The sequence below is a fragment of the Vibrio sp. B1FIG11 genome (assembly GCF_905175335.1).
Classification (GTDB): domain Bacteria; phylum Pseudomonadota; class Gammaproteobacteria; order Enterobacterales; family Vibrionaceae; genus Vibrio; species Vibrio campbellii.
Genome location: NZ_HG992752.1, coordinates 855,816 through 872,490 on the forward strand (window position 1 = coordinate 855,816; position 16,675 = coordinate 872,490).

General features: G+C 46.8%; 13 protein-coding genes. 7 read left to right on the plus strand and 6 right to left on the minus strand.

Features of this window, described 5'->3' with window-relative positions:
- The first annotated feature begins 171 nt into the window (after positions 1 to 171).
- A complete protein-coding gene (locus KHO06_RS20715; protein ID WP_212583292.1) occupies positions 172 to 1,692 on the plus strand; it encodes an EAL domain-containing protein in 1,521 nt (506 codons plus the stop codon).
- 58 nt (positions 1,693 to 1,750) lie between these two features.
- Here KHO06_RS20715 and KHO06_RS20720 read toward each other — a convergent pair whose 3' ends face one another.
- Positions 1,751 to 3,412 (minus strand): electron transfer flavoprotein-ubiquinone oxidoreductase, encoded by a 1,662-nt coding sequence (locus tag KHO06_RS20720; RefSeq protein ID WP_212583411.1) that lies wholly within the window; start codon positions 3,410 to 3,412, stop codon positions 1,751 to 1,753.
- A 279-nt stretch (positions 3,413 to 3,691) separates the two neighbouring features.
- On the opposite strand from KHO06_RS20720, the gene KHO06_RS20725 reads away from it, so the two are divergent.
- Both KHO06_RS20725 and KHO06_RS20730 read left to right on the plus strand, forming a co-directional pair.
- Positions 3,692 to 4,441, plus strand: a complete 750-nt coding sequence (locus KHO06_RS20725; RefSeq protein ID WP_212583293.1) for an electron transfer flavoprotein subunit beta/FixA family protein — start codon at positions 3,692 to 3,694, stop codon at positions 4,439 to 4,441.
- Between the two features lie 11 nt (positions 4,442 to 4,452).
- Complete coding sequence (locus tag KHO06_RS20730) at positions 4,453 to 5,418, plus strand: FAD-binding protein (RefSeq protein ID WP_212583294.1); 966 nt, start codon at positions 4,453 to 4,455, stop codon at positions 5,416 to 5,418.
- 1,977 nt (positions 5,419 to 7,395) lie between these two features.
- Here the strand turns inward: KHO06_RS20730 and KHO06_RS20735 are convergent.
- Genes KHO06_RS20735 through pdhA form a run of 3 tightly spaced genes read right to left on the minus strand, consistent with a single transcriptional unit; the run spans position 7,396 to position 10,605 of the window.
- Positions 7,396 to 8,538 carry a dihydrolipoamide acetyltransferase family protein gene (locus KHO06_RS20735; protein ID WP_045374889.1) on the minus strand — a complete coding sequence of 381 codons (1,143 nt, stop codon included), beginning with the start codon at positions 8,536 to 8,538 and terminating at the stop codon, positions 7,396 to 7,398.
- Entirely contained in the window at positions 8,535 to 9,518 is a 984-nt protein-coding gene (locus KHO06_RS20740; protein ID WP_005431463.1) for an alpha-ketoacid dehydrogenase subunit beta, read from the minus strand. Before KHO06_RS20740 ends, KHO06_RS20735 begins: the two co-directional genes overlap by 4 nt.
- Positions 9,511 to 10,605 carry a pyruvate dehydrogenase (acetyl-transferring) E1 component subunit alpha gene (gene pdhA / locus KHO06_RS20745; protein WP_005431459.1) on the minus strand — a complete coding sequence of 365 codons (1,095 nt, stop codon included), beginning with the start codon at positions 10,603 to 10,605 and terminating at the stop codon, positions 9,511 to 9,513. The genes KHO06_RS20740 and pdhA overlap by 8 nt, the downstream gene beginning before the upstream one ends.
- Before the next feature lie 595 nt (positions 10,606 to 11,200).
- On the opposite strand from pdhA, the gene KHO06_RS20750 reads away from it, so the two are divergent.
- The 3 genes from KHO06_RS20750 (at position 11,201) to yegD (ending at position 13,822) form a co-directional block, all read left to right on the plus strand.
- On the plus strand, positions 11,201 to 11,521 hold the full coding sequence (locus KHO06_RS20750) for a DOPA 4,5-dioxygenase family protein (protein ID WP_005431478.1): 321 nt from the start codon (positions 11,201 to 11,203) through the stop codon (positions 11,519 to 11,521).
- A gap of 234 nt (positions 11,522 to 11,755) precedes the next feature.
- On the plus strand, positions 11,756 to 12,382 hold the full coding sequence (locus KHO06_RS20755) for a hypothetical protein (RefSeq protein WP_212583295.1): 627 nt from the start codon (positions 11,756 to 11,758) through the stop codon (positions 12,380 to 12,382).
- Positions 12,383 to 12,469: 87 nt separating this feature from the next.
- On the plus strand, positions 12,470 to 13,822 hold the full coding sequence (gene yegD, locus KHO06_RS20760; protein ID WP_212583296.1) for a molecular chaperone: 1,353 nt from the start codon (positions 12,470 to 12,472) through the stop codon (positions 13,820 to 13,822).
- A gap of 229 nt (positions 13,823 to 14,051) precedes the next feature.
- On the opposite strand, the gene KHO06_RS20765 is transcribed toward yegD, so the two are convergent.
- Positions 14,052 to 14,528 (minus strand): copper chaperone PCu(A)C, encoded by a 477-nt coding sequence (locus tag KHO06_RS20765; protein WP_212583297.1) that lies wholly within the window; start codon positions 14,526 to 14,528, stop codon positions 14,052 to 14,054.
- A 92-nt stretch (positions 14,529 to 14,620) separates the two neighbouring features.
- Positions 14,621 to 15,082 carry a hypothetical protein gene (locus KHO06_RS20770; RefSeq protein ID WP_182052366.1) on the minus strand — a complete coding sequence of 154 codons (462 nt, stop codon included), beginning with the start codon at positions 15,080 to 15,082 and terminating at the stop codon, positions 14,621 to 14,623.
- Positions 15,083 to 15,489: 407 nt separating this feature from the next.
- Here KHO06_RS20770 and KHO06_RS20775 point away from each other — a divergent pair, with 407 nt between their 5' ends.
- Positions 15,490 to 16,530 (plus strand): Preprotein translocase subunit SecY, encoded by a 1,041-nt coding sequence (locus tag KHO06_RS20775; RefSeq protein WP_212583298.1) that lies wholly within the window; start codon positions 15,490 to 15,492, stop codon positions 16,528 to 16,530.
- The last annotated feature ends 145 nt before the right edge of the window (positions 16,531 to 16,675 follow it).

The following is a 16,675-nucleotide window of genomic DNA, read 5'->3' on the forward strand; positions in this document are numbered from 1 at the left end:
CAAGGTTGAGAATGTAATGCGCAAAAAGAAAGCTATTCTCACATGGTATGTAGAAGTCACGTTATATACTGATATCTATACATTAAATCGCTCCAATAAGTTTGTTGACTGCTATCACTTCTGAGAAGGCAGGCTACAAACTAAACATATATCCCATTAACTAGGCCTTTCATGTTTGCAAACAATAAGAAAAATTCAACGAATCTAGTTTTGCTCTCCTTTCTTCCGAGTCTTTTCGCGCTGGCGTTTTTGTATTTCAGCTTTGGTCAGTCTCTTGATGAATTATCTCAGTTAAAAGCGTCGAGTGTGGTCCAAGAGGTCGATGAGATTCTGGAGTATGGTGAAGAGGCTAATAACCAATCCTTAATGCTTTTGGAGAAGCCCGATAGCTGTGAGGCTCACAGTGTGGCTTTGCGCCATTTGGTTGCAACAGTGCCGTATGTACGAAGTGCCAACCTAGCCAAAGACAATGTGATTTACTGTACCTCGATCTGGGGAGACAGCCATTACCAGTACGATCTAGCAGATTACAGCTCTGGGCGTTTACGCTTAATGCATGGCAGTAAAGTCGATGCCAAACATCCTCTTATTGTGGTTCGGTCTGAGTCGGGTGAGGATACCGCATTAAGTGGGATAGACAGCCTGTACTTAAGGCAGTTGTTAGAGCCTCACGACAAGTTGCACTCATACTTGGCTGTAGGTGAACAGTGGCTCGATAGTAAAGACCTTGTGCTTAAAGTTAACCCAGCGGACAAGCTGATCGCTTGGCATAAAGTGTCATCAGCTAACTTTCCTTACAGTGTGTATTCGGGGTTTGATTACCCTAGTATGATTTCTGCATTTTGGGAGCATGATAATCAATATATTGTTGCTATCTTAATCATTCAGACGCTCTTCGCGCTTTACCTTCTGTGGCTATCAAGACGTCCATCAAACTTATACCTAGAGATAGAGAGGGCGATGGAAAACAAAGAGTTTGTCCCTTACGCGCAGCCTATTTTGAACAGTGCAAACAGAGAGATTCAGGGAATTGAAATCCTTTTGCGCTGGCAGCACCCAGTGCAAGGGACGGTAAGGCCGGATCTTTTCATTCCTAAAGCTGAACGCTCAGGGTTGATCCTCTCGATCACACATCAATTGATGATACATACTGCGAAAGAAATTCGCCTTTGGAAAGACAAGCTACCAAAACCTTTTCATGTCGGTGTGAATATATCACCGCAACATTGCTCAAAAGGGACGCTTGTTAGTGCTTGCCAAGAGTTCATTGATATTGTTGATTCTAAAGACGTTACCTTGGTCTTAGAACTCACGGAGAGAGAGGCGTTAAATTACTGCGATTTAACCGATGAAATATTCACTCAGATAAAAAGTATGGGCTGTAAAATCGCAATCGATGATTTCGGTACAGGGCATTCTTCTTTGGTCAACTTGCGTAAAGTCGATTTAGATTATCTTAAGATTGATCAAACGTTTGTCCGAGATATTGGCGTCGACACGATAACCGGACACTTACTACAGAATATGATTACTTTGTCTCATGACTTGTCGTTGGATGTGGTCGCTGAAGGGGTAGAAACGGAATTTCAAGCGGAGTACTTAAAGGAGAGAGGCGTAAGCTATCTACAAGGGTTCTTGTTTGCTAAGCCTATGCCGCTTGAAGAATTTTTGAGTAAGGAGTTTGACTCTTAGACTGGTCGACACATTAAGCTAGCGCAACAGCTATGCCATTGCGCTAGTCATTCATTGTTTACATGTTCTGATAACTCGGTCCGCCGCCACCTTCTGGTGCCTTCCAAGTGATGTTCTGCGACGGATCTTTGATGTCACAGGTTTTGCAATGCACACAGTTTGCGGCGTTGATTTGGAATAACTTCTCGCCCTCTACTTCTACTACTTCATATACACCAGCAGGGCAGTAGCGCTGGCTCGGCTCATCAAACTTCTTCAAATGCACTTGAATCGGAATATGAGGATAGGCGAGTTGCAAATGGCATGGCTGGTTTTCTTCGTGCTGTGTTCCGGACAAAAACACCGATGAGGGCTTGTCGAAACTGATGATGCCATCAGGTTTCACGTATTCAATGGGTTGGCATGCGTCAATCGGTTTTAATTGTTCATGATCGAGCGAAGTATCGGTAATTGTCCATGGTATTGGTTTCTTGACTAGTGGTTGCCAGATATTGTGCTCAAAGGTGGAAAGTGCACCGCCGAGTAGGCTGCCGAACTTATGAATGTTTGCACCAAAGTTACGCGTCTCGCTGAGTTCTTCATACAACCATGAGCTTTCAAATCGGCTTTGGTAATCCGGTTCTGGATTTGTTTGTGCGAATGCTTCGATAATGGCTTCTGCCGCTAGCAAGCCAGATTTCATCGCAGTGTGACTGCCTTTGATTTTGGCGACGTTCAAGGTGCCTGCATCGCAACCAATTAATAGACCGCCGGGGAATTGTTGTTTCGGCAGAGAAGAAAGTCCACCCTTGGCAATAGCCCTTGCTCCGTAAGCGATGCGTTGAGCGCCTTTCAAGTGTTTTTCGATTGCAGGGTGGTGCTTAAAGCGTTGAAACTCGTCAAATGGGCTCAAGTAAGGGTTGCTGTAGTTTAAGTCGACAATAAGCCCAACGGCGATTTGATTGTTTTCCATGTGATAAAGAAAACCGCCACCTGTGGTGTTGGATTCACTCAGTGGATACCCTGCAGAATGGATCACACTGCCAGATTGATCTTTGGCGCCAGCAGGTAACTCCCAGATCTCTTTTAGCCCGAGCGCATAATGTTGCGGTTGTTTATCATCATCTAAGCCGAATCTTTGGATGAGCTCTTTACCAAGGTGGCCTCGGCATCCCTCGGCGAATACAGTGTATCTGGCTTTTAACTCGATACCCGCTTCAAAGTTGGTTTTGGCTTCTCCTTTCTTGTCCAAACCCATGTCACTGGTGTTTACTCCGGTTACTGCACCTGATTCGTCGTAGTTTATGGTGGAAGCCGCGAAGCCGGGATAGACCTCGACACCGAGCGATTCCGCTTGCTCTGCTAACCAACGACACAAGTTTGCCAAGCTGATAATGTAGTTGTTTTCATCGTTAAGCATTGGGTTTGGTGTCAGAAAGTGGGGTACGCGGACGTGGTTAAGTTCTGTCGTTAGGTATAAGAAAGCGTCGTTTTTTACGGATGCCGAGAGAGGCGCGCCCATGCTCTGCCAGTCTGGAAAGAGTTCATCCAACGCATGAGTCTCAAATACCGCGCCAGATAAAATGTGGGCGCCAACTTCTGAACCTTTTTCAACCACACAAATAGAAAGCGGCTCATCCTCTCGCTCTTGATTGAGTTGCGCTAATCTGCAGGCTGCACTCAACCCAGCAGGTCCTGCGCCAACAATCACCACATCAAACTCCATGCATTCTCGTTCCATCATCTTGCTTCCTTTGTGTGAAACCTTTCTTTGTGTTTTAGGTGCTTCTTTTAACAAGCAGTGCTCGTATAAAGAACTATAGTCCAGTTGACGTAAACGTAAACTAAACTAAGCTCAAATGGTAACGTCAAAGGGCGTGATAAGATTTTTCGGTGACAATGTCACTAAATGACTTTTGCAAGCAACACAATGAAAATGCTTAGCTTTAATGAAAATCTTGGTCACGTATGACCCAATTGCTAGGACGCGTATCGCTATTGCGATCTGCTAGGAGGGAATGTGAAAGTACTGGTTGCGATTAAACGTGTAGTTGATCCTTATGTGAAAGTTAGGGTGAAATCGGATGGTTCCGGCGTGGAAACCAACAACGTAAAAATGACGATGAATCCGTTCTGTGAAATTGCGGTGGAAGAGGCAGTACGCCTAAAAGAATCCTGCGTTGCGGAAGAGGTGCTAGTGGTCTCGATTGGAGATGCTAGCTGTCAGGAGCAATTACGTTCAGCACTGGCGCTGGGTGCAGACCGTGCGATCCAAATCGATGTTGAGCTACCGCCAGAGCCTCTTGCGGTAGCGAAGTTGCTCAAATCCGTGATGGAGCAAGAACAGGCTCAACTGGTGCTTTTGGGTAAGCAGTCAATCGATACAGATAACAACCAAGTTGCGCAAATGTTGGCTGCATTGACGAATCGTCCTCAAGGGACATTTGCATCGGAAGTGAAAGTCGAAGGGGAAACGGCTTTAGTTACGAGAGAAATCGATGGCGGTTTGGAGACGCTCAAACTGGATTTGCCTGCCATTATCAGCACAGATTTGCGTCTGAATGAGCCGCGTTATGCCTCTCTACCAAACATCATGAAAGCGAAGAAGAAGCCTTTGTCTGTGATGACACCAGACTTCTTTGATGTGAGTGTTGAACGCTCTCAACAGGTACTTGAAGTCATGACACCGCCTGCACGAAAAGCGGGCGAAATGGTAGGCAGTGTGAGCGAGTTAGTCGACAAGCTCAAAAACGAAGCGAAAGTGATTTAGGAGGCATAATCATGGAAAACAAACCGTTAGCAACCTTGGTCATTGTGGAACACGATAACCAATCACTTTCAGTGGACACATTACGCGCATTGAGTGCGGCTTCTGATATTCAACAAGGTGGTACGACTCTGCCTGTAACGGCGTTGCTTATCGGCCATCATTGCATGTCGGTACTGGACGAGTTGAAGTGCGTACAAGGTATTTCGCAGATCATCGCGATTGATGCTGCCGAATATCAGCATCCGTTGGCAGAAAACCTGTCGACATTAATTGCCGACGTTGGTAAGGATTTTTCTCATATCCTAGCTCCTGCGAGTACTTTTGGTAAAAACCTAATGCCTCGTGTCGCTGCATTGCTGGATGTTGGGCAGCTGTCGGATGTGATTGCGATTGAATCGCCTGATACGGTTGTTCGTCCAATCTATGCCGGTAATGCGTTAGCCAGAGTTCGCTCGGACGATGCTACCAAAGTGATGACGATTCGAAGCTCTGCGTTTGACGCAATTGCTGTGTCTGATTCTCCAGTAGTTGAGAATGTCGCCACGTTAGAAGCGGTAATTAAGGCAGAACACTGTGAGTTTGTTTCACAGCAAAAAGCGGAAAGTGAAAGACCAGAGCTACCGGCGGCGAACGTCGTTGTGTCCGGCGGTCGTGGGTTGGGCAGCAAAGAGAACTTTGCGCTGGTGGAACAACTTGCTGACAAGCTTGGTGGCGCTATTGGTGCGTCTCGCGCTGCGGTAGATGCGGGTTTTGTGTCTAACGATTTGCAAGTTGGGCAGACAGGTAAGATTGTCGCGCCTCAGCTGTACATTGCTGTGGGTATCTCTGGTGCAATTCAGCATTTGGCAGGGATGAAGGACTCCAAGGTGATTGTGGCGATCAACAGTGATCCTGAAGCCCCAATTTTCCAAGTCGCAGACTATGGTTTGGTTGGCGACCTGTTTGAGATTATGCCGGAGTTGCTGGAGAAGGTGTAAGTTCGATATTTTTCGGGCGTCACTCCCTAGAGCGAAGAATGAGGGAGTAGGGAATCTTTTTCTTGCTTACTACTTTAAGTTGTCATTCTGAACAGCGAGGAACGAGCGTGATTCAGAATCTGTTATCAAAGTGCGCGGTTAGTTTATTGCTATAAAGGTGCTTCAGCTTAGATTCCTAGTCGCGCCTAGGCTTGCTGGAATGACGCGCTAGAGTTTCCTTATGAAAATCAGATTTTTGAGGCGATTTTTGCAGAGTGCAAACAAAACAGCGTCATTCCCTAGAGCGAAGAATGAGCGAGTAGGGAGTCTTTTTTTTGCTCGCTACTTTAAGTCGTCATTTTGAACAGCGAGGAACGAGCGTGATTCAGAATCTGTTATCAAAGTGCGCTGCGGGTTCATTGCTATGAAAGTCCTTCAGTGCGCTTTGTCATTAGATTCCTAGTCGCGCTTAGGCTTGCTGGAATGACGCGCTAGAGTTTCCTAAGAGGAATCAGGTTATTACGGCGTTTTTTGTTGAGGACAGTCCAAATCGCGTCATTCCCTAGAGCAAAGAATGAGAGAGTAGGGGCTCTCTTCCTTACTCGCTACTTTAAGTCGTCATTCTGAACAGCGAGGAACGAGCGTGATTCAGAATCTGCTATTAAAGTGCGCTGTGGGCTCATTGCTACGAAAGCCCTTCGGTGTTCGTTGTTCTTAGATTCCTAGTCGCGCTCAGGCTTGCTGGAATGACGCGCTAGAGTTTCCTAAGAGGAATCAGGTTATTACGGCGTTTTTTGTTGAGTGCAGACAAAACAGCGTAATTCCCTAGAGTGAAGAGTGAAGAGTGAAGAGTGAAGAGTGAACGAGTAGGGAATCTCTTCTTGCTCGCTACTTTAAGTCGTCATTCTGAGTTGCGAGGAACGAGCGTAATTCGGAACCTTTCATCAAAGTGCACTGCGGGTTCATTGCTATGAAAGCCCTGCAGTGCGCTTTGCCATTAGATTCCTAGTCGCGCTTAGGCTTGCTGGAATGACGCTCTAGAGTTTCCTTATTAAAATCAGATTCTTGAGGCGCTTTTTGCAGAGTGCAAACCAAACAGCGTCATTCCCTAGAACGAAGAATGAGCGAGTAGGGAATCTCTTCTTGCTCGCTACTTTAAGTCGTCATTCTGAACAGCGAGGAACGAGTGTGATTCAGAATCTGCTATCAAAGTGCGCTGTGGGTTTATGTTTATGAAGTTGCTTCAGCTTTGGTTGCCATTAGATTCCTAGTCGTGCTTAGGCTTGCTGGAATGACGCGCTAGAGTTTCCTTCTAAGTATCAGATTGTTACGGTGCTTCTTTTTGAGTAAACACCACACAGCGTCATTCGCCAGAACGAAGAATGAGCGATCAGGGAATCTCTTCCTTACTCACTACTTTAAGCCGTCATTCTGAACAGCGAGGAACGAGTGTGATTCAGAATCTGCTATCAAAGTGCGCTGTGGGTTCATTGCTATGAAAGCCCTGCAGTGCGCTTTGCCATTAGATTCCTAGTCGCGCTTAGGCTTGCTGGAATGACACGCTGGGGTTTCTTATTGGTAATCATGTCATTAGTGCGCTTTTGCTGAGTGAAAACCAAACTGCGTCATTCCTTAGAATGAAGAATAAACGGGCAGGTGAACTCCTTCTTGCTTGCTACTTTAAGTCGTCATTCTGAACAGCGAGGAACGAGCGTGATTCAGAATCTATTGTCAAAGTGCGCTGTTAGTTTATTGCTATAAAGGTGCTTCAGCTTTCGTTGTCATTAGATTCGTAGTCGCGCCTAGGCTTGCTGGAATGACGCGCTAGAATTTCCTTTTAAGTATTAGATTGTTACGTAGCTTCTTTTTGAGTGCAGTCCAAACAACGTCATTCCCTAGAGCGAAGAATGAGCGAGTAGGGAATCTCTTTTTCAAATTCACGCTCAAAACAAAAGGGCTTCCGATTGGAAGCCCTTCGCTAATTATGGAGAAAGCTGCTTAAACACTCGGTTTTCTCAAGTGCTCTGCCAGTACTTTTGTGAACCTTGCTGCTTCACCACCAGTACATGCTCGGTGGTCAAACGTGATCGACAGCGGCATGGCTTTCACTGCTACAGCTTGTCCGTCTCGAATTACGACCTTCTCAATGATTCGACCCGCACCGACAATCGCAACTTGCGGAGGAGTCACAACAGGCGTTGCGTAAATACCTGCAATCGCGCCAAAGTTTGAAAGCGTGATGGTCGCATGTTGTAACTGATCACGACCAATCTTACGTTCGCGTATACCTTGTACGGTTTGATCTAACCAACGGCGCACCTCTTGCGGTTCATACTCATCAGCGTGTCGAAGAACAGGCACGTACAAACCGTGTCGGCTGTCGACCGCAATACCGATGTTCACCGTGCTGTGGACACAACGCGTCATGGTTTCCGCATCAAACCATGCATTCATGGCGGGTTCTTCCTGACAAGCATGCACAATCGCTTGGACGAGACGAATACTGATGTCTTCGCCTTGCTTCCAACCATCTAAGACAGCTTCCTCAGTAATGGTTACTGCTGCGACATTATGGTGAGATTCCGCCATTGTTGACACCATGGTTCGACGTGCACCTTTCAGTACTTCTGTTCCAGGGCGCTGTTTGCCAGCTTCGTCATAGATATCTGAATCAAGGATCAAACCGTCGGGGCCGCTACCTTTCACCAACGCTAAATCGACTCCTAGTTTATTCGCTAATAAACGCGCCGAAGGGAGAGCGCTGATGAGATTATCGGGAGAGGGGTTATGTTCACCGCCAATCCAAAAGTCATCGACATTCACGCTATGTGCGTGCTGGGAGACATTACCCACCACGGTTGCAGCATCAGCCGTTTGCTTTTGTTCTGTAGCTGCTTGTTCTGCTCCAGTTTCATCGATTTCCAGAAGTAGAGCACCGATGTTAATCACATCACCTTCTTCACCGTGGCGACTGACGATCCGACCACCATAAGGAGCAGGGACATCCACGGTTGCTTTTGCGGTTTCTACGGTAAGCACTATTTGATCGAGTTGGACCATATCGCCAACACTAATGTGCCATTTCACAATTTCTGACTCAGCGAGACCTTCGCCGAGGTCGGGTAAATTAAACGTCTTCATTTCCAATCCTCCACGAGTTCGCGCGCGGCGAGTACAATGTCTTCTTCCTGAACCATGTAATAATCTTCGTTGCGGTAGTACGGCATAATGGTATCCATACCTGTGACGCGTTTTGGTGGCGCTTTGAGTAGGCACATCGCATGTTCTGCGGTTCTGGCTAGCAGTTCTGAGCCGACACCACAGGTTTTACTGGCTTCGTGTACCACCAAGAGGCGTCCGGTTTTCTCAAGTGAACGGAAGATGGTCGCGGTATCAATGGGTTTGATGCTGGCTAAATCAATCACCTCAACTTCGATACCCTGATTAGACAGCGTTTGAGCCGCTTGCAGTGATTCGACCACGCATGCGCCCCAAGTCACTAATGTGACGTCGCGACCTTTGCGAAGGGTAAAGCAAGTATCTAGAGGAAGAGCCTCGCCGTTATCAATCACTTCTGATTTCACAGTGCGATAGATACGTTTCGGCTCGAAGAACATCACCGGATCGTTGCTACGTATGGCTGCAAGGAGCAAACCGTAAGCACGTTGCGGTGATGAAGGAATCACAACCTTAAAACCCGCTGTATGAGCAAACAGAGCTTCAACACTTTCAGAGTGATGTTCTGGCGCGTGAATACCGCCACCAAAGGGCGCGCGGAATACGGCAGGGCAGGTGAGTCGACCACGAGTACGGTTACGCATTCGCGCTGCGTGACACATTAAATGCTCCAGCGCAGGGAAGACAAAGCCTTGGAATTGAAACTCTGCGACAGGTCTTAAGCCTTGCGTTGCCATCCCGACAGTGACACCGCCAATAAGTGCTTCGGCCAATGGCGTGTCGATAACGCGCTTAAGGCCGTACTTTTGTTTGAGCCCGACAGTGGCGCGGAATACACCGCCGTTGTCACCCACATCTTCGCCAAGGACGATGACATTCGGATCGTGTTCCATTTCATGGTGCAGTGCGAGGTTCACTGCTTCAACTAACGTCAGTTCAGCCATGTTTCCCTCCCTGCATTCGCATTGCTTTGTTGATCAGTTCATCTCTTTGTGCATGAAGCTCTTGGGGTAGGGATTCATAAAGGAAGTCAAAGCCCGTTTCAGGCGCTTGATTCGGCATATTGAGATAACGTTCAACGGCGAGTTCAACTTGTTCTTTGCAGTGGGCTTGCCACTCTTGCTCTTTCTCGTTACTCCAAACGCCTTGATTGGTGAGAAAGGCTTTAAGGCGACGGACGGGCTCATATTGCCAAGCCGTTTGAACTTCATCCTCATTACGATAACGGGTAGCGTCGTCGGCAGTGGTGTGGTCGCTCAAGCGGTAACTGACGGCTTCTATTAACGTCGCGCCCTTGCCTTTCCTGGCTCGGTCGAGGGCAGTCATTGTTGCGTCAAACACCGCAACGACGTCATTACCATCCACAGTAATGCCAGGAATACCTGCACCTTTGGCTTTTTCAGATAAAAACTCCGCGGCGCATTGTAAGGTGCGCGGCACGGAGATTGCCCACTGGTTGTTGTTCACGATAAAGACCAATGGAATGTTCCAAGCGCCCGCACAGTTGACGGATTCGAGGAAGTCACCTTTAGATGTTGCGCCGTCACCGCACATCACTAAAGCTGCCTCATGATTGCCTTGGATCTTCAGTGCAGATGCAACGCCGACCGCATGAGTACATTGGGTGGCGATAGGAACACAGAAAGGTAAATCTCGGCTAGGGAATGGGCTGCCTTCTGGTGCGAAGTCGCTACCGCGTTCATCGCCCCCCCAGTATTGCAGGTTCTTTTCCATACCAATACCACGACACCACATCGCTGGCATGTCGCGATAGTAAGGAACAAAGACATCACTGGCTTTTAGTGCTCTGCCAACCGCAATCCCAATGGCTTCCGAGCCGAGGTGCGAAGGGTAGGTGCCTAATTTACCGGTGCGTTGCAGGGCAACGGCTTTGTTATCGTAGGTGCGAGTTAATACCATGTCTTGGTAAAAACCGACCAGTACTTCTAGGTCAGCCCAGTTGGGTAGTTGGCTGACGAGGTTCCCATCATGGTCGATAAACCGATGCATGGGTAATGCCTGAACGTTCATCTCAAGCTCCTTTTGAAGCTGCGGGTCTTTTGGACTGCAGCTGCTTATTGTTAAATCAAAGTCTGTATGGGTACTCAGTCTTTGATATCAGCGCAAAAGGCCATACCTAGGATTGCAGTTGTTTTTGTTAGTTATCGACGCACCTCTTTTCCGTCTCTCTAGCAAAACTGTGTTCCGGTAAAACACAAGGCGTCGTTTAATACTGCTGTTTACACCGCCTAATCCAGTGATGAATCTTGGTATAACCAGATATAGTAAGTGTAAACAAATTGTTAAATTGTGCTTTAATTTGAGTTTTCTTCATCAGTAAAATTTCGCTTACACCGTGCTTTTCTAGGATAAAATACTGATTTTAAGAATTGTACGATTTCAAAGTTGAAGGGATTCACTGAGCTTGACACGAAATTTGTAATAAAATTGTTTTGTGAAATTTCACACATTGCACGATTTATCAGCAGTTTGAGACGATAATGTCGTAACACGTTAATCTCGTTGTCACGCTTTGACGATCGAACGACACTTGTGACTTCCCAATGTCATAGAATGAAGGTAGTGTGACGAAAAAATTAAAGCCTGTGATACACATGGAGAAGTTATGTACCACGTTCATGTTTACTTTCCGCTTCAACAACAAGATAAAGCTCAAGCGCTCAATGAGATCATTCGTCAGGAGCGCCAAGATGTTTTGCGAGTATCTCCGTTAGTGTGCAAATTAGTCGGCCCGCACAAGATGCCAATGTTTGAACTGCATATTGAATCGGTCAGTGATGAGTTTCTTGCTTGGCTTGATACCATTAGAGGTGGCTTTTCAGTCCTAATTCATCCAGTCAGCGACAATGAGTTACGTGATCATACCGAGCGTGCGATTTGGTTGGGGCGTGAACTTGGTGTGTTTGAAGAAAAGCTCGAAGTATAAATCATTCGTACAGGCCACTTCTTTCCCTCCTGTGGCCTATCTAGATTCAGCAATTCCGTCCATCGTGTGCTAAACCTTAATAACGGTAGTGATAAAGTAGTCACTGCCGTTGTGAGTACATTTGTGATGTTTAACAATGCATTAAAACAAGATTAAGCACAAAAACAGGGAAGTGCAGTTTACGACCCCAACGCCAATGGCAGTGGAAAAGGACATTTCTGGAGGGGAAAGGGTATGCTTACAATACTCTTAATTGCACTTGCGCTGTATATCTTTTGGCTGTTGTTTCGCAATGGCCCTGCATTTGCCGAGCGGGTGCCAAACAAAAAACGTAACTGGGTCGGACCCACGTCGAATCAAAAAGAATGGCAGGGCTATTGTTCCGAAGTCTTTCAGCCGTTCAGTTCTCAAACCACCTTTTATGCCATCGCCTATTTTGCCAACTTTGTGGCTGCAGCAAACGCCATTTCTTGGTCGATCGTGTACGAAGGGGACTATTCCATCATTATCAGCCGCTTTGGCAGCTATTTTATCCTCAATACTCATGATGCCTTGGTCGTATCTGGGTTTGTGGCACTGGCGTGTTTCATCATTAATTGGCAATTGGCGGTACATTGCGCCGGGGTCATGAGTCAGTATTTGGTGCGAATCTTGATCATCAATCGTACTCGCTTTGTCGCGATCAGTTTGGTGTTCTGCAGTTACTTCGCGTACTTGCTGACTGTTGGTATTTTCTGGCTGTTCCACGACGGATACTCCATTTGGCATGGGCTTACGCTCACTCCGGTATTTCTGCTGCTGGCTTTGTTGCTTGCGGTTGTGTTGCCATCGGTGAAGAAAGAACCAGCTGAAAAAGAGTAAGCGCCACTTATTTCATTGAGTTGCGGTAGTAATTCCACTGAGGTTGAGGTAGGATCGCCGGCCTTTTTTTCGTCAGTGGGAGGACTTATGTATATTGGCTTTGACTACGGCACCGCGAACTGTTCGGTGGCGAAAATGGAACAAGGTGAGCCGCAACTTTTAAACCTTGAAGGGAATAGCCCTTACATTCCTTCCACCCTTGCTGCACCAACGCGTGAGTCGGTGTCTGAACACTTGTTCCGTCATCGCAGCATCAAACCATTCGATCAGCTTGGTGAGCAGGTTTTGCGTCGTGCTATCAACCTTAATCGTGAAGAAAGCATTGAACTTGAGCCAGAAGACATGGCGTTTGGTCAAGCGGCATTGAATCGCTACTTGGAAGATCCTCGCGATATCTACTATGTGAAATCACCAAAGTCTTTCCTCGGTGCTTCTGGTCTGCGTGATGTCCAGTTGAGTTTCTTTGAAGATCTGGTTTGCGCCATGATGGACAACATCAAAGCGCAAGCAGAGAACAGCGCACAACAAATCATTACTGATGCGGTGATTGGTCGTCCGATCAACTTCCACGGTCGTGGCGGTGAGACGGCGAACATTCAAGCGGAAGGCATTCTTTTAAGAGCAGCAAAACGCGCTGGTTTTCAGAATATCGAATTCCAATTTGAACCGGTAGCCGCAGGCCTGGAATACGAAGCAACGCTAACCGAAGATAAAACCATTCTGGTGGTCGATATCGGTGGTGGTACGACAGACTGTTCTTTGATTCAGATGGGACCATCTTGGCGAGGTAAAGCCGATCGTACCGCAAGTCTGTTGGCGCACAGTGGTCAACGAATTGGTGGTAACGACTTAGATATCGCGTTGGCGTTTAAACAACTGATGTTCCCATTCGGTATGGAGAGCAAGATGGAATCGGGCATCATGATGCCAACCACACAGTTCTGGAACCCAATCGCGATCAACAATGTGGAAGCGCAAAACGATTTCTACTCACGTGAGAACTTAGCGGCGTTGAAACTGCTGCACAAGCAAGCGCAAGAGCCTGAGAAGCTGGCTCGTTTGCTAGAGGTTTACCATGAGTCGCTGGGCTACAACATCGTGCGTCGCGCAGAAGAGGCCAAAGTCGCGTTGTCTGACCAAGCGTCTTACCGTGCGGGCATTAACTTGTTGTCTGAGTTGATTGAAGTCGATGTTCAACGCGACGAGATGATTGAAGCGATTGAATCACCGAAGAATAAGATGACAGCTTTGGTTACTGAAGCGGTAGAGCAAGCAGGTGTGAAACCGGATGCGATCTTTATGACGGGTGGTTCGGCACGTTCACCGATTTTGCGTGATGCTGTGCAGACCGTGCTGCCAAACATTCCGGTGGTGAGTGGCAACTACTTTGGTTCGGTCACCGCAGGTCTGGCGCGCTGGGCAGAGGTTTGCTTTAAGTAAGCTGTTATTAGATTCCTGATCTCGCCTAGGCTCGTCGGAATGACGAGGGTGGAGTTTGGCTAATGTGCCGAGAACTAAGCTACTCAAACTTTGGCAGAAGATTAAATAGGGTCATTCCCTAGAGCGAGGAACGAGCGAGTAGGGAACCTCTCAAGTACACATAATTAAAGTCTTAATTACCAAAAGAAAAAGAGCCCGCTGAAGTAGCGGGCTCTTTTCGTTTAAGCGATTAATGATGGTGCGTATGCTTCTCCATGTGGTCTTTCTTCTCAACCGCCATTTCTACCTCGACTTTACCTGCTTTTTTGAACGTCAAAGTCACAGGGAAACGGTCGCCTTCTTTAAGCGTTTGGGTTGGGTTGAAGATCATGAGATGGAAGCCGCCTGGCTTGAATTCGACTTTCTGCTGAGGGTCAACCACGACTTCATCAATCTTAATCATCTTCATCATGCCGTCTTCTTTCGTGTGAGTATGAATCTCCACACGGTCAGCAATCGGTGTTGAAGCCGCAATCAGCGCGTCATCAGCGTCACCTAGGTTGCTTAACTGAAAGAAACCGCCAATCACAGGGGCATTTGGTGGCGCTTCACGGCTCCAAGGATGATCGATGTGAATCTTGCCTGCTTCGTATTCGTGAGCAAGGCTGAGTGGGCTTAGCATAAAAGCGATAAGGGCGATGGCTGTGGTTTTCATCACTTTGATCATTTGTGTTTTCCTTTTTTATTCTGGCTGTTCTCTATCGACTATTCGATAGGATTAATACGTTATGTTTATTTACCGACTACTTCGTTGAGTATTTAGGCGTGGAAAACACACGGCGGAGACTGCTTGGGCGCTACGTACTTGTAAACTTTTCTTCCGCAAGCTGCGAAATGGTAGGGTGTGAAAACGTGCTTGGTGCGTCGTAACCAAGAGAGCGTGGTCAGATACAGACCGAACGCGATAGCGATAAAGAATTGCGCCGCTTGCAATAATGGACATTCAAACTGAAACCCATCGTGCAGATTAAGATCTTGAACAAATTCAGAATTGGGCAGTGCGTTGGCTTCAATCAGTTGGTTAATATCCACCCATTTAAAGCCATCAGCGGTACACAGCAACACCTTTTCATCTTGAACTTGGTTTAGCCAATTTTCGCTGTGGATTTGCGTAGGGTTCAGTGCCGCAGTAGACGTTAGGTACAGCTGAAACAGCACAGCGATGATGATCATGACTGCGCTTATCGCTTTCTTTCCATGCTGTGTTCTGAGTGTGTCCATACGACTTTTTATTATGAAGCGGAGGTACGCTAATTGGCTGTAAGACTATGTTTCGGCGCAGGATAGTAACAAACGAACATCAAATTGTAATCGTGAGTTTATAAAAAGGTGATGTGAGTGTGTTTTATTTGTTTTGCGGTTTTTTATTCTGAGAACACATATCGCAAAGATTTATCGTTCGGAAAGCTTTCAAACCTATTGGTGCGCTGAATGTCGCAAATTGAGCTGGTGATTTTGCGTGCTAGAATCGCACTGATTCAATTCAAACTGATTATCTATTCCTCACTTGTTTTCCATTAACGGAATTATGACAGTAATTTAATAAAGGATACGGTATTCTCCGCACCTTTGTAGTTGCTTGAAGCGCCCGTCATATAAGGGCTGCGGAATCTTAAGAAATTTCTCCAATGAAATACGAACAACAGATCGGATATCGATATCCTAAAGGTCGATTTGCTATGGTGAGCGTGTACGCGTTCACTGGAGCTGCGATTTTAGCATCGACTATTTTTTCTCTTTTACTGTTTTTGTCGATTGACGAAAACCCAATGATGCAGGCGCTATTTGGCGGTCTGGCAATCATCTTTGAAGCGGGCAAGTTTTACGCTTGGTATGAATACGGTGAGCGTCGTGCACACAGAAACTACACCGGGGCCCTCACGGCGTTAGTGTTCTATTTGGTGTTGGCTGCTATTTCTATCGGCGGCAGTATCGGTGGCATCAACAGTGCAACCAACAGTGCTCAAAGCCATATCTCGGTAGAACAAGCGAAAGTCGAAGCGTATAACCGCCAGATTGCGTCCATCGATAAGCAGATTGAACTAAACAACATGGCGGCGCAAAAGTACATTGAGATGGAGCGCATCGCGACTGGCGTAACGCGCATTCAAGAGCAGAACAAGAAACTACGTGAAGAGCAGCAACGCTTGGCAACAGAGCGAGATAGCTTACCGCCAGTGGCGCAAGGTTCCGTGATTGGTTTGATCGACAGCTTAGCGAAAGCATTTGGAACGACATCTTCCCAAGCGCAGTTGGGCTTGGTGGTGTTCTTATCTATCTTGTTGGATTTCTTTGCTGCTTTCTTTGTGGGTTTGATTGGTGAAGAGAACCGCTTCCGTCATTTCTTCCGTCGTAACGATGGTATTACGCTCGCAAACGTTCGAGATATAGAGCCAGAGCCAGCAGGATACCTGCCTCATATCAAAGAGGAAGCTGAGCCGGAAGTGCAACAAGAGCTTGAGCCAGAAGAGCCCAAAACATTATTAGAGCAGGTGAGTGATGCGTTAAAAGGTCACCAAATCACTTGCACTAAAAAGGCAGTAGCCAATCAGTTCAGACTCTCGGCAGAAGAAGTTGATAAAGTATTCGAAGAGCTATCCGAACTGGGTTTAGTCGGTAAGAAAGCCAACCACCATTACCACTGGATTGGCCAAGCCGAAGCGGCTTAAGCATCGTGAATAAAAAACAAAAGAGCGTCCAGGTGGACGCTCTTTTTTATGAGAAATAACTCTAAGTTATAGAAATATAATTAATTTATTTGCTTTTGTTATTGGTATCCTATGCGCTTATATTCAGAACCGTTGGGTTATCTGA